18 protein-coding genes are annotated in these 17,886 nt (G+C 71.7%); 8 read left to right on the forward strand and 10 right to left on the reverse strand.

From position 1 onward, the window contains the following. Positions 1-149: 149 nt before the first annotated feature. The 5 genes from purU to B2P18_RS06910 all read right to left on the reverse strand — a co-directional run bounded on the left by purU (position 150) and on the right by B2P18_RS06910 (position 5,313). Complete coding sequence (gene purU / locus B2P18_RS06890) at positions 150-1,016, reverse strand: formyltetrahydrofolate deformylase (protein ID WP_029210124.1); 867 nt, start codon at positions 1,014-1,016, stop codon at positions 150-152. A gap of 115 nt (positions 1,017-1,131) precedes the next feature. Then, a complete protein-coding gene (locus B2P18_RS06895; protein ID WP_286957452.1) occupies positions 1,132-1,833 on the reverse strand; it encodes a class I SAM-dependent methyltransferase in 702 nt (233 codons plus the stop codon). Positions 1,834-1,944: 111 nt separating this feature from the next. Further along, positions 1,945-3,828: an MDR family MFS transporter gene (locus B2P18_RS06900; protein WP_286957454.1), complete on the reverse strand. Its 1,884-nt coding sequence runs from the start codon at positions 3,826-3,828 to the stop codon at positions 1,945-1,947. Further along, a complete protein-coding gene (locus B2P18_RS06905; protein WP_286957459.1) occupies positions 3,828-4,241 on the reverse strand; it encodes a MarR family winged helix-turn-helix transcriptional regulator in 414 nt (137 codons plus the stop codon). The genes B2P18_RS06900 and B2P18_RS06905 overlap by 1 nt, the downstream gene beginning before the upstream one ends. A 169-nt stretch (positions 4,242-4,410) precedes the next feature. Beyond that, positions 4,411-5,313, reverse strand: coding sequence for a maleylpyruvate isomerase N-terminal domain-containing protein (locus B2P18_RS06910; protein WP_286957461.1), 903 nt, complete (start codon positions 5,311-5,313; stop codon positions 4,411-4,413). A 60-nt stretch (positions 5,314-5,373) separates the two neighbouring features. Here B2P18_RS06910 and B2P18_RS06915 point away from each other — a divergent pair, with 60 nt between their 5' ends. The 4 genes from B2P18_RS06915 to ppk2 all read left to right on the forward strand — a co-directional run bounded on the left by B2P18_RS06915 (position 5,374) and on the right by ppk2 (position 10,592). Continuing rightward, positions 5,374-7,401, forward strand: coding sequence for a cytochrome c oxidase assembly protein (locus B2P18_RS06915; RefSeq protein WP_286957464.1), 2,028 nt, complete (start codon positions 5,374-5,376; stop codon positions 7,399-7,401). A 61-nt stretch (positions 7,402-7,462) separates the two neighbouring features. Continuing rightward, a complete protein-coding gene (locus B2P18_RS06920; RefSeq protein ID WP_286957466.1) occupies positions 7,463-9,328 on the forward strand; it encodes an NHL domain-containing thioredoxin family protein in 1,866 nt (621 codons plus the stop codon). A gap of 111 nt (positions 9,329-9,439) precedes the next feature. After that, a complete protein-coding gene (locus B2P18_RS06925; RefSeq protein WP_019285303.1) occupies positions 9,440-9,667 on the forward strand; it encodes a DUF6458 family protein in 228 nt (75 codons plus the stop codon). A 19-nt stretch (positions 9,668-9,686) separates the two neighbouring features. After that, a complete protein-coding gene (gene ppk2 / locus B2P18_RS06930; protein WP_286957470.1) occupies positions 9,687-10,592 on the forward strand; it encodes a polyphosphate kinase 2 in 906 nt (301 codons plus the stop codon). 167 nt (positions 10,593-10,759) lie between these two features. Here the strand turns inward: ppk2 and B2P18_RS06935 are convergent, their stop codons facing one another. From B2P18_RS06935 to B2P18_RS06950, 4 genes are all read right to left on the reverse strand, one after another. Then, positions 10,760-11,509 (reverse strand): DUF3618 domain-containing protein, encoded by a 750-nt coding sequence (locus B2P18_RS06935; protein ID WP_286957472.1) that lies wholly within the window; start codon positions 11,507-11,509, stop codon positions 10,760-10,762. Further along, complete coding sequence (locus tag B2P18_RS06940; RefSeq protein WP_286957479.1) at positions 11,506-12,021, reverse strand: phage holin family protein; 516 nt, start codon at positions 12,019-12,021, stop codon at positions 11,506-11,508. Before B2P18_RS06940 ends, B2P18_RS06935 begins: the two co-directional genes overlap by 4 nt. Beyond that, positions 12,018-12,779 (reverse strand): hypothetical protein, encoded by a 762-nt coding sequence (locus B2P18_RS06945; protein ID WP_019285299.1) that lies wholly within the window; start codon positions 12,777-12,779, stop codon positions 12,018-12,020. Before B2P18_RS06945 ends, B2P18_RS06940 begins: the two co-directional genes overlap by 4 nt. A 193-nt stretch (positions 12,780-12,972) precedes the next feature. Beyond that, positions 12,973-13,593, reverse strand: coding sequence for an HAD family hydrolase (locus tag B2P18_RS06950; RefSeq protein ID WP_286957482.1), 621 nt, complete (start codon positions 13,591-13,593; stop codon positions 12,973-12,975). Positions 13,594-13,767: 174 nt separating this feature from the next. Between B2P18_RS06950 and B2P18_RS06955 the strand changes: the two genes are divergently transcribed. Genes B2P18_RS06955 through B2P18_RS06970 form a run of 4 tightly spaced genes read left to right on the forward strand, consistent with a single transcriptional unit; the run spans position 13,768 to position 17,292 of the window. Next, the gene (locus tag B2P18_RS06955) at positions 13,768-14,904 is read left to right on the forward strand and encodes an ABC transporter ATP-binding protein (RefSeq protein WP_286957488.1); all 1,137 of its coding nucleotides are present in this window, start codon (positions 13,768-13,770) and stop codon (positions 14,902-14,904) included. Continuing rightward, positions 14,901-15,548, forward strand: a complete 648-nt coding sequence (locus B2P18_RS06960) for an ABC transporter permease (protein ID WP_019285295.1) — start codon at positions 14,901-14,903, stop codon at positions 15,546-15,548. The genes B2P18_RS06955 and B2P18_RS06960 overlap by 4 nt, the downstream gene beginning before the upstream one ends. Further along, the gene (locus B2P18_RS06965) at positions 15,545-16,342 is read left to right on the forward strand and encodes an ABC transporter permease (RefSeq protein ID WP_019285294.1); all 798 of its coding nucleotides are present in this window, start codon (positions 15,545-15,547) and stop codon (positions 16,340-16,342) included. The genes B2P18_RS06960 and B2P18_RS06965 overlap by 4 nt, the downstream gene beginning before the upstream one ends. A gap of 20 nt (positions 16,343-16,362) precedes the next feature. Beyond that, the gene (locus B2P18_RS06970; RefSeq protein WP_239261622.1) at positions 16,363-17,292 is read left to right on the forward strand and encodes an ABC transporter substrate-binding protein; all 930 of its coding nucleotides are present in this window, start codon (positions 16,363-16,365) and stop codon (positions 17,290-17,292) included. Between the two features lie 27 nt (positions 17,293-17,319). Here the strand turns inward: B2P18_RS06970 and B2P18_RS06975 are convergent, their stop codons facing one another. Beyond that, positions 17,320-17,853 (reverse strand): DUF2231 domain-containing protein, encoded by a 534-nt coding sequence (locus B2P18_RS06975; RefSeq protein ID WP_286957499.1) that lies wholly within the window; start codon positions 17,851-17,853, stop codon positions 17,320-17,322. Positions 17,854-17,886: the final 33 nt, after the last annotated feature.

Here is a 17,886-nt window from a genome sequence, read left to right on the forward strand (position 1 = left end):
ACTGTCTCCTGTCTCGGCGACCGTCTCCTGTCTTGCGCTGCAGCAGGAGACGGGGGCTGCACGGCAAGACGGGGGCTGGAGGTCCAGACCGGGGACGGCGGGTGCGACGGTCGGGTGCGACGGCTGCGTGCGCGTGAGCGCCCAGGGCGTCAGCGCAGGACGATCGTGCGGTGGCCGTCGCGGATGATCCGGTGCTCGGCGTGCCACTCGACCGCGCGGGCGAGGACCTGCGTCTCCACGTCGCGACCGATGGCGACCATCCGCTCCGGCGCCGCCCAGTGGTCTACGCGCGCGACGTCCTGCTCGATGATCGGCCCCTCGTCGAGGTCCGCGGTGACGTAGTGCGCGGTCGCGCCGATCAGCTTGACGCCGCGGGCGTGGGCCTGGTGGTAGGGGCGGGCGCCCTTGAAGCTCGGCAGGAACGAGTGGTGGATGTTGATGGCCCGCCCGTCCAGCGCGCGACACAAGTCGTCCGACAGCACCTGCATGTAGCGAGCGAGCACCACCAGCTCGACGTCCAGCTCGTCGACGAGCTCCAGCAGGCGCCCCTCGGCCTCGGCCTTGGTCTCGCGCGTCACGGGGACGTGGTGGAAGGGGATGCCGTAGCCCTCGACGAGCGTGCGGAAGTCCTCGTGGTTGGAGACGACGGCAGGGATCTCGACGTTGAGGGCGCCGATGCGGGCGCGAAAGAGCAGGTCGTTGAGGCAGTGGCCGAAGCGGCTGACCATGAGCAGCGTGCGGGTGGGGCGGGCGGCGTCCTGCAGGTCCCAGGTGAGCGCGAACCTTTCGGCCACCGGCGCGAAGTCCGCTCGCAGTCGGTCGATCTCGGGCACCGGCCCGCTGAACTGCACGCGCATGAAGAACGCGTCCGCCTCAGGGTCGCCGAACTGGCTCGACTCGAGGATCGTGCAGCCGTGCTCGACCAGGAACCCGCTCACCCCGTGCACGATCCCCACGACGTCGGGGCGCGCGGTGAGGGTGAGGACATAGGTGGGTTCGGTGGCCTGGCTGGGCACGGTGGCTCCCGTGGGTCGAGTGATGTCGTCGTATGCCGGACCGCTGCGGTCCGCGCACCACTGTGCCCCACGGGGTCGCCGCGAGGCGGGACCGTCCGCTACTGGGACGGGTGCGTCAGCGGTGCAGCAACGACCGCAGTCGCCCCAGGGGGCTGGGGGCCTTGGTGGCGTGCCGGTGGAGGCTCACGGCATACGACCCGCCGGTGAAGTCCCCGCCCTCCCAGGTGCCACGGCGTTCGGACAGCTCGAGTCCCGCTGCGGCGCAGGCTCGGTCGTAGTCCGAGAGGGGAGTGGGCTCGACGCCGGCGGGCAGGTGCTCGTGGTCGAGCCCGAACCCGGCGACCAGCACCCCGTCCGGCTTGAGGACGCCGGCGAGGTTGCGGACGACCTGGTCGAGGGTGCCTGGCGCGAGCAGGGGGATGACGTTGCCCGCGAGGAGGACGACGTCGAAGCCCGCGCCGATGATGCCCTGCGGGACGTCGAGGTCGGCGAGATCGCTGAGCCAGAAGGGGATCCGTGGGTTGCGGTCGGCGGCGACCCGCAGCATCGACAGGTCGGCGTCGACGCCCACGACCGGGTGGCCGAGCTCCGCCAGGCGCACGGCGACCCGGCCGGTGCCGCAACCGGCGTCGAGCACGCGGCCGCCCTCAGGCAGCAGCGAAACGACGAGTTCGGCCTCGCCGTGCGGGTTCCCGCCGGCGGCAGAGGTCAGGTCGAGGACCTGCTGGATGCGGCGCTCGTAGTCCGCGCCCCCGTCGTCGCCGACCAGCTCGGCCCACCGGGTGCGCGGAGAAGCGCTGTCGGGAGTCTCGCTCATGCTCGTCACGATAGCCCGACCCCGAGGGGACCTACCTCAGGTGGTCACGTCCGCCTGGGTTGGCACGCCAAGCGGATGTGACCACCTCAGGCCGACCAGCGGATCAGCGGATCAGTGGGTGGCGGGGTCGGACGCGCGGTGGCGACCCTTGCGGTGCGGGTCCAGCTGGTGGTCCTCCAGGTGGTCCCAGGTGTCCTGCAGCTCGTCGAAGGTGTGTCCGCCGGTCTCGAACGCCGCGGCGTCCAGCAGGAACTTCTCGAGGCTGTCGTGCAGGCGCTTGTCCGACTCGGAGGCGTCGTCACCGAGCGGCAGCAGGCCCCGGTCGGACTTGGCCCGCTGGGCGGCCATCGCTGCCTGCGCCGACTGGTTGGACAGCACCACGTTCGGCAGGAAGGCCAGGACCAGGACACCGATCCCGCACACGATCGCCCCGAGGAGGAAGACGTGGTCCATCGACGTCGCGAAGCCCGCCTTGATGGGGTGGGACAGGGCAGGGTGCAGCTTGTCGATGATGGAGGAGTCCGCGCCGACGTTGCCGAGACCGCTGGCGCCCTGGCCGCTGGCCATGCCCTTGACGAGCCCCGCCGACTCCGGTGAGTAGGCGGACACGGCCGGGTCACGCAGGGCGGCGAGGAAGCTCGGGTCCTTGGCGGCGCTGGTGAAGGCGTCCTTGATGCTGTCGCCGAGCGAGTTGAACAGCACGGACAAGAAGATCGCGACGCCGAGCGTGCCACCGATCTGGCGGAAGAACGTGGCCGAGGAGGTCGCCATACCCATCTCGCGCGGCTCGACCGCGGCCTGCACGGCCAGGGTCAGGGGCTGCATCGTGTTGCCGAGCCCGAGGCCGAAGAAGAACATCAGCGTCATGACCCAGGTGAGGCTGCTGTCGGCGGTGATGCGGGACAGCGCGAAGAGGACGATCGTCATGAGCGTCACGCCGATCAGCGGGAAGATCTTGATGCGTCCGGTCTTGCTCATGAGCTGGCCGGACACGATCGAGGCCAGCATCATCCCGACGACCATGGGGAGCATCTGCAGACCCGACGTGGTGGGCGACGAGCCGTGCACGATCTGGAGGTAGAGCGGGATCGACATCATGCCGCCGAACATGCCGGCTCCGATGACGAAGCCGCCGGTGAGCGAGATGACGATGGTGCGGTTGCGGAAGATGCGCAGGGGGATCAGGGCGTCGTCACCGGCGCGCGCCTCGGACCAGATGAAGGCCGCGATGCCGGCCAGGCCGATGGCGAAGCAGGCCAGGGACGCGGCCGAGGTCCAGCCCCAGGTGCGGCCCTGCTCGGCGACGAGGAGCAGCGGCACCAGACCGACGATGATCGTGGTGGCCCCGGCCCAGTCGATGCGGGCCTTGCGCGGGGTGTGGTTGAGGTGCAGCGTCGCCATGACGGCGGCGAAGGCGATCAGGCCGATCGGGACGTTCATGAAGAAGATCCAGCGCCACCCGGCGAGGCCGAGGATGGAGTCGCGCTCGGCGAAGAACCCGCCGAGGACCGGGCCGATCACGCTCGAGGTGCCGAAGACGGCCAGGAAGTAGCCCTGGTACTTGGCGCGCTCGCGCGGCGGGACCACGTCGCCGATGATGGCGAGGGCCAGCGACATGAGACCACCGGCGCCGAGGCCCTGCACGGCGCGGGCGCCGGCCAGCTGGTACATCGTCTGGGGGATCGTGCAGAGCAGCGAGCCGGCGACGAAGATCGTGATGGCGGCGAGGTAGAAGCGCTTGCGGCCGTAGATGTCGGACAGCTTGCCGTAGATCGGGGTCGAGATCGTCGACGTGATCAGGTAGGCCGTCGTGACCCAGACCTGCTGGTCCAGGCCGTGGAGGTCGTCGGCGATGGTCTTGATCGCGGTGCCGACGACGTTCTGGTCGAGCGCGGCGAGGAACATCCCAGCCATCAGACCGAGGAGGATCGTGACGATCTGCTTGTGGGAGAGCTCCCCGGACGCTGCCGGGGAGGCGGGGGTGGTGCTGGCCATCAGGCTCCTTGAGAGTGCAGGTGACGCTCGACGGCGTCGGCATATCGGTCGAGCAGGCCGCTGAGGGCCTGGATGTCGTGGGCGTCCCAGTCGTGCAGGATCTCGGCGAACCGGGCGGCGCGCTCCTCGCGCAGTCGTATGACGAGCTCCCGACCGGTGTCGGTGATCGCGATGACCTGGGCCCGGCGGTCCCGGTCGTCCGCCTGCTTGGTCACCAGGTCGAGCGCGGTGAGGGCACTGACCTGACGGCTGGTGGTCGAGACGTCGAGGTGGCAGGCGGCGGCGAGGTCGGAGACCCGTCGGGGCTGGTCGTGGGCGGCGAAGAGGACGGGCAGCGCGGCATGCTCGATCCCGGACATCGGGAGGGGGGAGATGTGCTTGAGGACGATGCTCGCCTTGGCCGCCCGCGTCATGCTCGCACCGAGATCGGTGGAGGGGCCGAGGAGATGCTCAGGCGCAGGGTGTGGCGTATTCATTTGCTTGCAGCATACAACTAATTTGCTGAAGCCTCAACTCTCGCGAGACCGCTCGGGCGGACGGGGCGGATGGGGCGGACGGGGTGTGCCGGGTGGGCGGCGTTCGTCAGGGGGTGAAGCGGAGGCTGGCCAGCACGCGCCGCGCCACGTCCTCGTCGCCCCCGGCCACGGTGTAGGTCACCTCGTCGACCGAGCGGCGGCCCGCGGCGAGGCGTCCGAACGCGCTGGTGGACAGCTTGGCCGTGGTGATCTGGGTGTTGGGGTCGATGGCCCGCATGGTCGTCGTGGTGTTGCCCGACGACTGCTGGTCCCCCTCCCCGCCGAAGAGCACGACGCCGTGCGGACGCGGGTCCTCCTCGGTGCCGTCCTCGACCCGCACCCCGATGCGCGCGGTCACGGGGCCGGTGAGCTCGAGGATCACCGTGTCGCCGATGGGCACCTCGGCACGACGGGCGATGGCCTGGGGCACGATCCGCACCGCCGACGCCACGAACACCGCGGCCGCGGGCGAGTCCAGGTTGCCGGGTTCGTCCAGGGCCGCGCGGATGTCCTGCTCGTGCACCCAGATGTCCATGGTGCGCATGCGCAGCAGCTCGCCGACGGTCGTGGGGCGGTCCTGCATGCCGGCGACGATGGAGTCGAGCTCGAGGCCCGGGCTGCCGACGGTCGCGACGCGCCGGCCGAGGACGTACTCCAGCTCGCGCACGACGTCCACGCCGGCACGCGAGCGGCGCGCCTCGACGCCCACCTCCATGAAGCGGCCGAGGTCGTTGCGGACGTGGTCGTATCCAGGCACGTCCACGTGCGGCTCGGGCAGCCCCTCGAGGTGGGACTCGACGGCCACGACGTGCGAGACGTGGTCCTTGACCGTCCAGCCGGGGCAGTCGGTCGGGAGCGCGAGCTGCTCGTCGGTGAGCCCGCGTCCGAGGTCGGTGACGGCCTGTCCCGTGTGCGCGAAGGCGTTGACGAGGCCAGGCAGGTCCGTGGGTGGTGCCGGGTGGATGGGCATGGCCCCACCCTAACGACGGGCGGAGCCGACCGCGTCCCTGCGTCGCCTTAGGCTGGAGGGGTGAGCAGCACCCAGGTCGCGTCCCCGTCCACGCCCCACCGGGACGACTCCCGGGAGGCCCGCACGGTCATCGCGACGGTCCCTCTCGTCGGGGCGCTGGTCGCGCTGCTGGCCGGCGGGCTCGCGACGGGTGCCTTCACCGAGCTCGTGACGGGTCTCGGGGACGCCGGCCCCGCGGTCCGCTGGGGCCTGCCCCTGGTCCGCGCCGTCCACGACGTCGCGCTGACCGCCACCGTCGGCCTGCTCCTCGTCGGCACGATGCTGGTGCCCGACGACCGCGAAGGGACCCGTCGTGTGACGGCGGCCCGCGCGGCCAGCCTGACCGGCATGATCTGGGTCGTCGCAGGGCTCGCCGGCGTGGTCCTCACGTTCGCCGACGCGGCGGGCATGTCCCCGACGGACCCGCAGTTCGGGGACCAGTTCGGGGCGTTCGCGATGAGCTTCGACGCCATCCGGGCCACCGTGGTCTCGGCCCTGATCGGCATGGTCGTCACCACCGGCGCCGCCGTGGGCCGCTCGCGCTACACCCTCGCCTGGATGCTCGTCCTCGGCCTCCTCGCGCTCTTCCCCCTCGGCCTCGCGGGTCACGCCGCAGGATCGGTCGCGCACGACACCGCCGTGACGTCGCTGCAGTACCACCTGCTCGGCGCCGTCCTGTGGCTCGGTGGCCTGCTGGGGATCCTCGTCCTGCGGCCCCTCCTGCGCGGGCGGGACCTGGGCGTCACCGTCGAGCGCTACTCCCACGTGGCGACCTGGTCGTTGGCCTTCGTCGCGCTGTCCGGCCTGCTCAACGCCGCCGTGCGGGTCGGCTCGTGGCGGGGGCTCGCGTCGGCATACGGCCTGCTCATCGTGCTCAAGGTCCTCCTGCTCGTGGCCCTCGCCCTGGTCGGTCTGCGGCAACGGCGCGCGTACGTCGCTCGCCTGCGCGAGAACCCCACCCTGGCCGCCGGGTTCGCCCGGTTCGCCGCCATCGAGCTCGCCGTCATGGGGCTCGCCGTCGGGCTCGGGGTCGCCCTGTCGCGGTCGGCCCCGCCCGTCCCCGAGGTCCAGCCGGGCATCACCGCGGCCGAGTCGCTCACGGGCTACCCGGCGCCGGCCGTGCCGCAGGGCTGGTCCTGGCTGTCGACCTGGCGCGTCGACTGGCTGTGGCTGTCGCTCTCCCTGATCGCCGTCGGGCTCTACCTGCACGGTGTGCGCGTGCTGCACCGGCGCGGCGATCGCTGGCCCGTCACCCGCACCCTGGCCTGGCTGGCCGGCCACGCGATCTTCCTGCTGGCGACGCAGGGCGGGCCCGGGGTGCTCGGCAAGGTGTCCTTCTCGTGGCACATGTCGATGCACATGGCGCTGATGATGGGCGTCCCGATGCTCCTGGTCCTGGGGGCGCCCTCGACGCTGGCGCTGCGCGTCCTGAGGCCCCGGCACGACGGGTCGTTCGGGCTGCGCGAGCTCCTCAGCGCGGCCCTCGGCTCCCGGTGGGTGGGGTTCATGGCCAACCCGCTGGTGGCGGCGATCAACTTCTACGCCAGCCTGATCGTCTTCTACTTCACGCCGTTGTTCGAGCTCGCGCTGCGCACCCACACCGGGCACGTGCTCATGGTCGTCCACTTCGTGCTGGCGGGCTACGGCTTCGCGTGGGTCCTGATCGGCGTCGACCCGGGCCCGCGCAAGTGGCCGGCGCCGGGCCGCCTGGTCCTGCTGCTGGGGACGCTCGGCTTCCACGCGTGGTTCGGGATCGCGCTGATGTCCGGGACGACGCTGCTCGCGCCCACCTTCTACCAGGCGCTGCAGCTCGGCTGGGGCTGGAACCTCCTGCAGGACCAGCAGGACGGTGGCGCCATCGCCTGGGGGATCGGTGAGTTCCCCACCATGATCCTGGCGCTGCTGGTCGTGGCGGACTGGGTGCGGTCGGACTCGCGTGAGTCTCGGCGCTACGACCGCGAGGCGGAGCGCGACGAGGACGCCGAGCTGCGGGCCTACAACGAGCGGCTGGGCCGGATCGCCGGCCAGGACCAGACCCGCCGGGGGTAGAGGCATCAGCCTGGCGGACGAAGGCCGGTCGATGCCTTCACCGGGGGTAGGTTTGCGTGTCATGGCTGATCGTCGTGCCCGCGTCCGTGCCCCCGAGCTCGTCGGCCGGGGGTGGCTCAACACCGGAGGGCGCGAGGTCACCCTCGCCGAGCTGCGGGGCAAGGTCGTCGTCCTCGACTTCTGGACCTTCTGCTGCGTCAACTGCCTGCACGTCCTGGACGAGCTGCGGCCCCTGGAGCAGGAGTTCGCCGACAGCCTCGTGCTGATCGGCGTCCACTCGCCCAAGTTCGTCCACGAGGCCGACCCCGACGCGCTCGCCGCCGCCGTCGAGCGCTACGCCGTGCACCACCCCGTCCTCGACGACCCGGACCTGGTCACCTGGCAGGCGTACACCGCGCGCGCCTGGCCGACCCTCGTCGTCATCGACCCCGAGGGCTATGTCGTCGCGTCCATGTCGGGCGAGGGCCACGCCCACGGCCTCGAGGTCCTCGTCCGCGAGCTGCTCGCCGAGCATGACGCCAAGGGGACCCTGCGCCGCGGGGACGGCCCCTACGTCGCCCCGCCGCCGCCCACCTCGCCGCTGCGCTTCCCGGGCAAGGCGGTCCGGCTCGACGACGGCTCGGTGCTCGTGTCCGACACCGCGCACCACGAGATCGTCCGGCTGGCACCCGATCTCGTGACCGAGCAGACGCGGTATGCCGCCCAGCCGCCCCTCGCGGAGCCGCAGGGCGTGCTGCTGCTGCCGCCCGAGGTGGCTGCCCGCACCGGCGTGGACGTCGCGGTCGCCGACAGCGTCAACCACCAGGTGCGGGGTCTGCACCTGGTGTCGGGGGAGTGGACCACTCTCGCCGGCACCGGCTCCCAGCTGCGCGAGCGCACCGGCGGGGGACCGGCGCTCGCGCAGGACCTGTCGACCCCGTGGGACCTGGCCTGGTGGCAGGATCGGCTCGTCGTGGCCATGGCGGGCACCCACCAGCTGTGGTCGCTCGACCTGCGAGCCGACCCGGCGGACAACGAGATCCAGGTGCTGGCCGGCACCTCGGCCGAGGGGATCCGGGACGGGGATGGGGGCGACTGCTGGTTCGCGCAGCCGTCGGGGCTCGCCGTCTCCGCCGACGGGGAGGTCCTGTGGGTGGCCGACTCCGAGACCTCCGCGCTGCGCCGCGTCACCGTGGCGCCGACCGGCGGCCAGGGGGCCGTCGCAGCAGCGGATCTCGCCCCGGCCGTCCAGGTCGAGACCGTCGTGGGGCAGGGTCTGTTCGACTTCGGTCACGTCGACGGGCCGGCCGCGCAGGCCCTGATGCAGCACCCGCTCGGGGTGAGCGTCCTGCCGGACGGCTCGGTCGCGATCGCCGACACCTACAACGGCGCGGTGCGCCGCTACGACCCCGCGAGCAGCGAGGTGTCGACGCTGCTCGGCGACCTGGCCGAGCCGAGCGACGTCCTCGTGGACGACGACGAGACCCTGCTGGTCGTCGAGTCGGCGGCGCACCGGATCGAGCGGATCGGCATACCGCCGGTGGCTCGCCGGGTCGACGGTCTCGCGCACACCACGCAGCGGCCCCGCACCGAGATCGCCCCCGGCGAGGTCGACCTGGTGGTGGACTTCGTGCCCCCGACGGGGCAGAAGCTCGACCTGCGGTGGGGCGACCCGACGCAGCTGATGGTGTCGAGCTCGCCCGAGGCGCTGCTGCGCGAGGGCTCGGGCACGGCCCAGGGGCTGACCCGGTGGCTGCACCTCGACCCCCGGGTGGGCGACGGCATCCTGCACGTCTCGGTCCGCGCCGCGGCCTGCGACGGCGACCCGGTCACCGGCGAGGTGCCCGAGCACGCGGCCTGCCATCTCTACCAGCAGGACTGGGGGATCCCGGTCGTCGTCGTGGACGGGGCGGTGCGCGAGCTCAGGCTCGAACTGCGCGACACCTGACCGCTAAAAGGGTGAACGTATTGACGATGAGTGACGAATGGCAACCCAAAGGGTACGTAATGGGTTCATCGCCCCATCACCCGGACGGGGCCGGACGTTACGGAGCACCTCATGGGCATCGGCCTCGGCATCTTTCTCCTCGTGGTCGGCGCGGTCCTGAAGTTCGCGGTCCAGGACGCGATCCCGAGCATCGACCTCGGCATGATCGGCCTCATCCTGATGGGCGCCGGCGCGCTGTCGCTCGTGCTGTCGTTGATCATCAACCAGCAGCGCCGCCACACGCGTCACGACGCGATCATCGAGCACCACGACACGACCCCGCCGCGCGAGCGCTACTGATCACCCGGACAATGGGGCGATGACGCAGAAGTCCACCGGGCACAACCCCGAGGCCCACGCCACCAAGCCGCCCAAGCTCCCCACCAAGGCCTACGAGGACGAGCTGGAGCGCCTGCAGTCCGAGCTCGTCACCATGCAGCAGTGGGTGAGGCAGACCGGCAACCGGGTCGTCATCGTCTTCGAGGGGCGGGACGCCGCCGGCAAGGGCTCAGCGATCAAGCGCATCACGCAGTACCTCAACCCCCGCACCGTGCGGATCGCGGCACTGCCCGCGCCGACCGAGCGGCAGCGCACCCAGTGGTACTTCCAGCGCTACGTCGAGCACCTGCCCGCCGCCGGGGAGATCGTGATCTTCGACCGCAGCTGGTACAACCGGGCGGGCGTCGAACGGGTCATGGGCTTCTGCACCGAGGTGGAGTACCAACGCTTCCTGCAGCAGTGCCCGGTCTTCGAGCAGATGCTCCTCGACGACGGGATCATCCTGCGCAAGTACTGGTTCAGCGTCTCCGACGTCGAGCAGGAGAAGCGCTTCCGCTCCCGGCTCGGTGACCCCATGCGGCGCTGGAAGCTGTCGCCCATGGACCTGGAATCGATCACGCGCTGGGAGGACTACTCCCGCGCCAAGGACCAGATGTTCGCCCACACCGACCTGCCCAGCTCGCCCTGGCACGTGGTCGAGTCCGAGGACAAGAAGCGCTCGCGGCTCAACGTGATCAAGCACCTGCTTGACTCGATCCCCTACCTCCACATCGACCCGCCGGAGGTCAAGATCCCGGTGCGGCCCAAGGCCAAGGGCTACCAGCGGCCGCCGCGCGACCTGCAGCGCTACGTCCCGGACCACGCGGCGTCGCTGGTCGACGGTGACAAGGGCAGCAAGAGCAGCAAGGACGCCAAGAAGGGCAAGGGCAGCAAGGCCAAGAGCTAGCCCGTATGACGGGACCCGCGCCTCCGCCTGCGCCGCCTCCGTCATACGAGGTGCAGGCACGGCCGAGGGGTGGGCCAGGCCTTCAGGCCCGGACCCACCCCTCGGTGCTGCTCGGTACTGCTCAGTGCTGCTCGGTACTGCTCAGTGCTGTGCAGAGCGTGCCGTGATCAGCTGTTCTTCTTCTGCTTCTGCTGGACGTTGTCCTTGGAGTCCTGGGCCTGAGCCTTGACCTCCTGGGCCGCGTCCTGGCCCTCGCCCTTGACCTTGTCGACGCTCTCCTGAGCGCTCTCCTTGAGGGAGTCCGCGGCCTCCTGCAGGGGGGCCTTGAGGTTGTCGGCGGCGTCCTGCGCGACGGACTTGGCGCCCTCGACGAGGGGCTGGCCCTTGTCCTGCGCCGCCTCCTTGGCACGGACGGCGAGCTCGCGCTCACGCTCCGAGACCGGGAGGAGGGAGCCGACGAGCCAGCCCGCGCCGAGCGCGATCAGGCCGGCAGCCATCGGGTTGCCGCGGGTCTTGCGGCGGGCCATGGCCGGGGCCTGCTCGAGGTTGTCGCGGGCGGTGCCGGCGGCGTCGCGGACGCGGTCACCCGCGTCGGAGGCGGCACCCGACACGCGGTCGCCGGTCTCGCTCAGGCGCTGGCCGACGCCGGGGCCGGAGTCCTCGGCGTGGTAGCGACGGCGGCCGTCGGCGTAGTAGTACTCGTCGTCGTTCGAACCCATGATCCGCTCCTTGATTCCTCGGCCGGCGCCGACGACCCGGTCCTGGACCTTCTCGGCCTGGCGCTTGGCGACGTTGCTCGGGTCGACGGCCTCACCGAGGGCGTTGACGTTCTGGCTGAGGTTGCCCCGGGTGCGCTCGATCTCGCGGCGCAGCTGCTCCGGGTCGTTGCTGCTGGTGGGCGTGTTGTCGTAGCTCATGCGCGGTTCTCGTTTCCCTTGAGCGCATCGGGGACCTGCTTGGCGGTCTCGATCGTGCGCGGTGCTCCATTGACGTTCTTGAGGTCCTTGCGGCCCATGGAGGCCAGGACGGCGGCGATCACGGCCCAGATGGCGGCGACGATGAGCGCGGAGAGGACGTGGTTGTCCATCGCCGTGCCCAGGCCCCACCAGAGGGCGATGGACAGGAACAGCAGGACGAAGTGGCCTGCGACCCCGGCTCCGCCGAGGAGGCCCACGCCCTTGCCCGCAGCCTTGGCCGACTGCTGCACCTCGAGCTTGGCGAGGGCGGCCTCCTGGCGCAGGAGCGTCGTCATGTCGTTGGCGATGTCACCGAGGAGTGCGCCGACGGCGGAGAGCTCACCCTTCTCGTACGTCTGGTGCGAGCCCTCGAGGGGCTCGGCGGGCCGGACGTCGCCCGGGGCGAGCGGCTCCGGCGGGAACGGGTCCGCGCCTGCGGCGGTGGCGCCGTGCGAGTCGTCGAACTGGGTCATCGGCGCAGGTCACCCGCTCCGGGGCGCTCGTCGCCACGGCCCTCGACATAGGTGGTCGTCTCGGGGGCATAAGTGGTCGTCGTGACCTCCTGGTCGTAGACCTCGGTGCCGTAGCCGTCGCGGGCATAGTCCTGGGCGCCGACGCGGGTGCCCTCGGGGTAGGTGGTCTCGACGTAGCCCGCACGCGGGGCGCTGGTCTCGACGTAGCCGTAGGAGCGGCGCTGCGTGTCGTAGCGCGCGTCGTAGGCCTCGTCGCGCTGCGCGTCGGCCTGCAGGCCACGCGTCAGACGGCCGCCGATCAGGCCGAGCAGGGCGGCGCCGGCCAGGAAGGTGCCGGGGTTGCGGCGGGCGTAGCGGCGGACCTCGTCGAGGACGTCCGCGGGCTCGCGGTTCTCGAGCCAGCCGGCGACCTGGTCGACGGTGCCGGCGGCCTGGGAGACCAGGCCGGACGCGGTCGCGGTGTCGGCGCCGTGGGCCATCTGGTCCAGCTCGCCCGAGATGGTGCGCAGGGAGCCGGCCAGGCGCTGCTGCTGACCGGAGATCTGGGTGGTGGCCTCGGAACGCACCTGGTGGAACAGGTCCTGGGCCTGGCCCTTGGCCTCGCCGGCCAGCTGCTGGGCCTCGACCTTGGCGGTGTCGGCCACCTGCTGGCCGCCCTGCTGGGCGGTGCCGGCGACGTTCTTGGCCTCGTCGGCGGCGACGTCCTTGGTGGACGGCTCGGAGCCGGTGGTGCGGGAATCGAACGTGGGGTTCGACATGGCAGCCCCTCTCATGGGGTGTGATGTGATGACCTGCTGATGAGGAACGCCCGGGTCTGGAGCGTCGGTGGGCCAGCGGATCGCGTGACCCTGATGGCGCCTGCATACCCACTGATTCGGACTAGATAACCCGGTGATCGCGCCGGGTCGGACGACGTCCTGCGCGGGCGGTCTCGCGGGGTCGATCTATCCGTCAGTCCGGGGCGAGCAGGGCGCGGTCGGCGAGCGCGGCGAGCGCGGCGAGCGCGGTCGGCAGGGAGTCCAGGCCGGGGATGGTCGGGACACCCTCCATCTCGCGGCGGTCGACCCGGTCGATCCACACGGCCCGCAGGCCGGCCTGCAGGGCGCCCTGCACGAGAGGGGCGTCGCCGACCACGACGGTCTTGTCGAGGCGGGTGCCGAGGGCTGCGCAGGCCGCGCGGCAGAGGCCGGATGCCGCGGCTGATCCGGTTGCTGGTCCGGCGACCGGTCCGGCCAGGTCGTCCGGCCCGAGGACCAGGACCCGGTGGTCGCCCCGCTCGTCGAGGGCGAGCCGCTCGAGCCCTCTGCGCAGGACGGGGTCCTCGCGCCGCACCAGCACCGCGACCCGGATCCCCGCCGCCAGGAGGTGGTCGAGGGCCGGCCGGGCGTCGGCATACGGCTGGATCGTCCCGTCCCGTGCGGCCCCGAGCCGCTCGACGGCACCCTCGCCCGGGAGGGGGCGCTCGTAGCGAGGGTGCCCGACGGAAAGACCCTCGATCGACACCGCGCGGGCGGTCGCGCCGGGGACGTCGAGGAGGGCCTCGACGGCCAGGACCACTCCTCGCGTGCGCACACCAGGACTGTATGCCGTCCGCGCCGCCGGGCACATGGTCGCCGCGAGGGCCGCGAGGGCCGCGCGGACCCGCCAGGCCGACGACGCGCTCACCGCGCGCTAGGACGCACCGCGGCCCGGCTGGTGGGTACGGTTGCCCAACGCGCGTCCCCTCACGTCAGGAAGCCTCTCGGCATGATCCGTTTCGACAGCGTGACCAAGACCTTCCCGGGCGGCACCACGGCCGTCGGTGGGCTGACCCTCGAGGCACCGACCGGCCGCATCACGGTGTTCGTCGGGCCCTCGGGCTGCGGCAAGACGACGAGCCTGCGGATGATCAACCGAATGATCGAGCCGACCAGCGGCACCATCACGATCGACGGCGTGGACACCGGGTCGATGAACCCCGACGAGCTGCGGCGCGGCATCGGCTATGTCATCCAGCACGCCGGCCTGTTCCCGCACCGCACGATCCTCGACAACGTCATGACGGTGCCGCGGCTGCTCGGCAGCGACAAGGCCGCCACCCGGACGCGAGCGATGGAGCTGCTCGAGGTCGTGGGGCTCGACCCCGACCTGGCCCGGCGCTACCCGGCGCAGCTGTCCGGCGGCCAGCAGCAGCGCGTGGGGGTGGCCCGCGCCCTGGCGGCCGACCCTCCGGTCATGCTGATGGACGAGCCGTTCAGCGCCGTCGACCCCGTGGTGCGCGAGCAGCTGCAGGACGAGTTCCTGCGCCTGCAGGACGAGCTCGGCAAGACCATCGTCTTCGTCACCCACGACATCGACGAGGCCGTCAAGCTCGGTGACCAGATCGCGGTGCTCCGGGTCGGGGGCACCCTGGCCCAGCTGGACACCCCCGAGCGGCTGCTGCGCGACCCGCACGACGACTTCGTGGCCGATTTCGTGGGGCGCGACCGCGGCTACCGCGGCCTGGCCTTCCAGAAGGCCCCGCGCCTGCCCCTGCTCGACGAGCCCACCGTCCGCGTCGGCGACTCCGCCGGGCGGCTCCGCGAGGTCGCGGCCGGCGAGCCGTGGGTGCTGGCCCTCGACGAGGACGGCCGGCCGCAGGGCTGGGTCCGGGTCGAGGCCGTGCGGGGCACGCTCGACCGCACCCTGCTGCACCGCGGCGGGACCGTCGGGCGCGAGGGTGGCACGCTGCGCGCCGCCCTCGACGCGGCCCTGTCCTCGCCGACGGGCAAGGGCGTCATCGCCGACGCCGACGGTCGTTTCGTCGGCACCGTGCTCGCCCAGGACGTCCTGGCCCAGATCCAGCGGCAGCAGCCGGACGCAGATCCCGTCACGGCGTCGCCCGTCGAGGAGGGCCTGGGATGACCTGGGCGCGGGACAACCTGACCGACATCCTGCAGCTCGCCCTGCAGCACGTCTGGCTGTCCGGCGTGCCGCTGATCATCGGGCTGCTCGTCGCGCTGCCGCTCGGCTGGCTCGCGACCCGCTACGGATGGGTGCGACAGCCCCTGGTCATCGGCTCGGGCCTGCTCTACACCATCCCCTCCCTGGCGCTGTTCATCCTCATGCCGCTGATCCTCGGCACCCAGATCATCAGCCCGGTCAACGTCGTCGTGGCGATGACCCTCTACACCGTCGCCCTGCTCGTGCGCACGGTCGTCGACGGCCTGTCCTCGGTGCCCGACGACGTCCGTCAGGCCGCGACGGCCATGGGCATCGGGCGCGTGCGCCGGCTGCTCACCGTCGAGCTGCCGCTGGCCGTGCCAGTCATCGCGAGCGGCCTGCGCGTCGCCGCCGTCAGCAACGTGTCCATCGTCAGCGTGGCCGCCCTCATCGGGATGCCCCAGCTCGGCACCCTGTTCACCGACGGCTTCTCCACCGGCTTCATGGACCCGATCGTCGTCGGGATCGTCGCGTGCGTCCTGCTGGCCTTCCTCTTCGACCTGGTCATCAACCTGGTCGCCCGGGCCCTCACGCCCTGGCGCCGCGGGGCGGAGGCACGCGCATGATCTCCTCGCTCCTCGGCTGGCTGTCCGACCCCACCCACTGGTCCGGGCCCGAAGGCATCCCCACCCGCATCGTCGAGCACCTCGCCTACACCGCGCTGACCGTCCTGCTCGCGGCCCTGATCGCCATACCCCTCGGTCTGTGGATCGGGCACACCGGCAAGGGCAAGGTCGCCGTCGTCAACCTGCTCAACGGCGCCCGCTCGATCCCCACCCTCGGCCTGCTCTTCCTCGCGATCATCCTGCTGGGCCCACGCCTGCAGGGCGACGCCGCCTTCCTCGTCCCCGTGGTCCTCGTCCTGGTCGTGCTGGCCATCCCGCCGATCCTCGCCAGCACCTACAGCGGCGTCGAGCAGGTCGACCCCGCGGCCCGCGACGCCGCCAAGGGCATGGGTATGACGGGCGCGCAGGTCCTGCGCCAGGTCGAGGTCCCGTGCGCGATGCCGCTCATCATGTCCGGGCTCCGCTCGGCGACCATGCAGGTCATCGCCACCGCGACGATCGCCGCCACCGTGTCCATCGGCGGCCTCGGGCGCTACCTCATCGACGGGCAGGCGGCCCGCGACTACGCCCAGATGGCCGGCGGCGGCATCCTCGTCGCGCTGCTCGCCCTCGCCGTCGACCTGGTCCTGACCCTCGTCCAGCGACTCGTCGTCTCGCGGGGGCTCACCGGCGCGACGACCTCACGGCGCGACCGGGCGGGCCGGGGCGGCATACGGCCGTCGGACCCGTCCGAGGGCACCACCTCGGACGCCACCCCAACCACCACCGACCGCACGACCGCGCCCGCGGCGTGACCCACCTGGAGGAGACCACCATGACGCGCACCACCCTCACCCTGGCCACGGCCGTCGTCCTCGCCCTCGGGCTGTCCGCCTGCGGAGGCGGCGGCGGCGACCCCCTCGCCACGAGCTCCTCGTCGACCACCGCCGCCGGCGGCTCGGGCGGCGGCATCACCGTCGGCTCGGCCGACTTCCCCGAGTCCAAGCTGCTCGCCGAGCTGTATGCCGGAGCACTCAAGGCCAAGGGCGTCCAGGTCGACACGCGCCTCGGCATCGGCTCGCGCGAGACCTACATCCCCGCCCTCAAGGACGGCTCGATCGACGTCATCCCGGAGTACTCCGGCGCCATCGACCGCTACTTCAACAAGGACGCCAAGGCCAACGACTCCGCCGGCATCATCACCGAGCTCAAGGCCGGGCTGCCCTCGCACCTGGAGGTCCTCGAGCCCGCCAAGGCCGAGGACAAGGACGCCGTGGTGATGACCAGGGCCAAGGCCCAGGAGCTGGGGGTCACGTCGATCGCCGACCTCAAGGGCAAGTCCGAGCAGCTGACGATCGGCGGGCCCGCCGAGTGGCAGTCGCGCTCCTACGGCATCCCGGGGCTGGAGAAGACCTATGGTCTGAAGTTCAAGCAGTTCCGCAAGCTCGACGCCGGCGGGCCGCTCGCCGTCCAGGGCCTCAAGAACGGCCAGGTGGACATGGCCAACATCTTCACCACCGACCCGGCCATCCAGGTCAACGACTTCCAGGTCCTGCAGGACCCGCAGAACTTCTTCGCCGCGCAGAACGTCCTGCCCCTCGCGGTCAAGGGCAAGCTCGACGCCAAGGGCAAGGACGCGCTCAACGCGGTCTCGGCCAAGCTCGACACCCAGGGGCTGACGGACATGCTCAAGAAGGTCTCGGTCGACCACAAGAAGCCCGAGGACGTCGCGAACGAGTGGCTCAAGGCCAATTCCCTCGCCTGACGCCTGACGCTCGGCCCCGCCTGGGGTTCAGCCGACGATGCTGCTCCAGACCGCCTTGGTGCCGGCGTGACCGGTGACGACGGTCTGGGAGGTCAGGGCGGCGGCGGCCAGCACGAGCAGTCCCGCCAGGGCTCCGGCGAGCAGGCGCTGCCCGGCCGACCTCTCCGGCGTGCGGGCCTGCCCGTCGGGCCCGTCGGCGTGAGCGGTTCCGTGGGTGCCGCCGTCGAGCCGGCTCAGCACGGCCACCGCGACCAGCACGAGCACCATGAACGCGACGCAGGCCGGCTGCAGCAGCTCACCGGCCTGCGTGTGCCGCTGCAGCAGCTCGTTGGGCGGGCTGCCGCCGGTGACCCTGGCCTCGAGGCGGTGCCCGGACTGGCCCGCGACCCAGCCGCAGGCCCCGGTAACCACGGCGCCGACGACGAGGGGGAGACGCAGGCCGGCCCGCCGACGCCGGGCGATGGCGTAGACGACGGCGAGCAGCGCCGTCAACGGAGCCACCACCACGACGACGTGCACGACGAGGGCGTGGACGGGGAGGCCGTCGATCGTGTCGAGCATGGTGCTTCTCCTGGTTGCGGGTTGCGGGTTGCG

It is taken from the genome of Arsenicicoccus sp. UBA2120 (assembly GCF_002330965.1).
GTDB classification, from domain to species: Bacteria; Actinomycetota; Actinomycetes; order Actinomycetales; family Dermatophilaceae; genus Arsenicicoccus; species Arsenicicoccus bolidensis.

What these genes read in the sequence shown, in the direction of transcription:
- B2P18_RS06895 (WP_286957452.1), bottom strand. Translation starts at nt 1,833, where the DNA reads ATGAGCGAGACTCCCGACAGCGCTTCTCCGCGCACCCGGTGGGCCGAG.
- B2P18_RS06900 (WP_286957454.1), bottom strand. Translation starts at nt 3,828, where the DNA reads ATGGCCAGCACCACCCCCGCCTCCCCGGCAGCGTCCGGGGAGCTCTCC.
- B2P18_RS06905 (WP_286957459.1), bottom strand. Translation starts at nt 4,241, where the DNA reads ATGACGCGGGCGGCCAAGGCGAGCATCGTCCTCAAGCACATCTCCCCC.
- B2P18_RS06910 (WP_286957461.1), bottom strand. Translation starts at nt 5,313, where the DNA reads ATGCCCATCCACCCGGCACCACCCACGGACCTGCCTGGCCTCGTCAAC.
- B2P18_RS06920 (WP_286957466.1), top strand. Translation starts at nt 7,463, where the DNA reads ATGGCTGATCGTCGTGCCCGCGTCCGTGCCCCCGAGCTCGTCGGCCGG.
- B2P18_RS06925 (WP_019285303.1), top strand. Translation starts at nt 9,440, where the DNA reads ATGGGCATCGGCCTCGGCATCTTTCTCCTCGTGGTCGGCGCGGTCCTG.
- ppk2 (WP_286957470.1), top strand. Translation starts at nt 9,687, where the DNA reads ATGACGCAGAAGTCCACCGGGCACAACCCCGAGGCCCACGCCACCAAG.
- B2P18_RS06935 (WP_286957472.1), bottom strand. Translation starts at nt 11,509, where the DNA reads ATGAGCTACGACAACACGCCCACCAGCAGCAACGACCCGGAGCAGCTG.
- B2P18_RS06940 (WP_286957479.1), bottom strand. Translation starts at nt 12,021, where the DNA reads ATGACCCAGTTCGACGACTCGCACGGCGCCACCGCCGCAGGCGCGGAC.
- B2P18_RS06945 (WP_019285299.1), bottom strand. Translation starts at nt 12,779, where the DNA reads ATGTCGAACCCCACGTTCGATTCCCGCACCACCGGCTCCGAGCCGTCC.
- B2P18_RS06955 (WP_286957488.1), top strand. Translation starts at nt 13,768, where the DNA reads ATGATCCGTTTCGACAGCGTGACCAAGACCTTCCCGGGCGGCACCACG.
- B2P18_RS06960 (WP_019285295.1), top strand. Translation starts at nt 14,901, where the DNA reads ATGACCTGGGCGCGGGACAACCTGACCGACATCCTGCAGCTCGCCCTG.
- B2P18_RS06965 (WP_019285294.1), top strand. Translation starts at nt 15,545, where the DNA reads ATGATCTCCTCGCTCCTCGGCTGGCTGTCCGACCCCACCCACTGGTCC.
- B2P18_RS06970 (WP_239261622.1), top strand. Translation starts at nt 16,363, where the DNA reads ATGACGCGCACCACCCTCACCCTGGCCACGGCCGTCGTCCTCGCCCTC.
- B2P18_RS06975 (WP_286957499.1), bottom strand. Translation starts at nt 17,853, where the DNA reads ATGCTCGACACGATCGACGGCCTCCCCGTCCACGCCCTCGTCGTGCAC.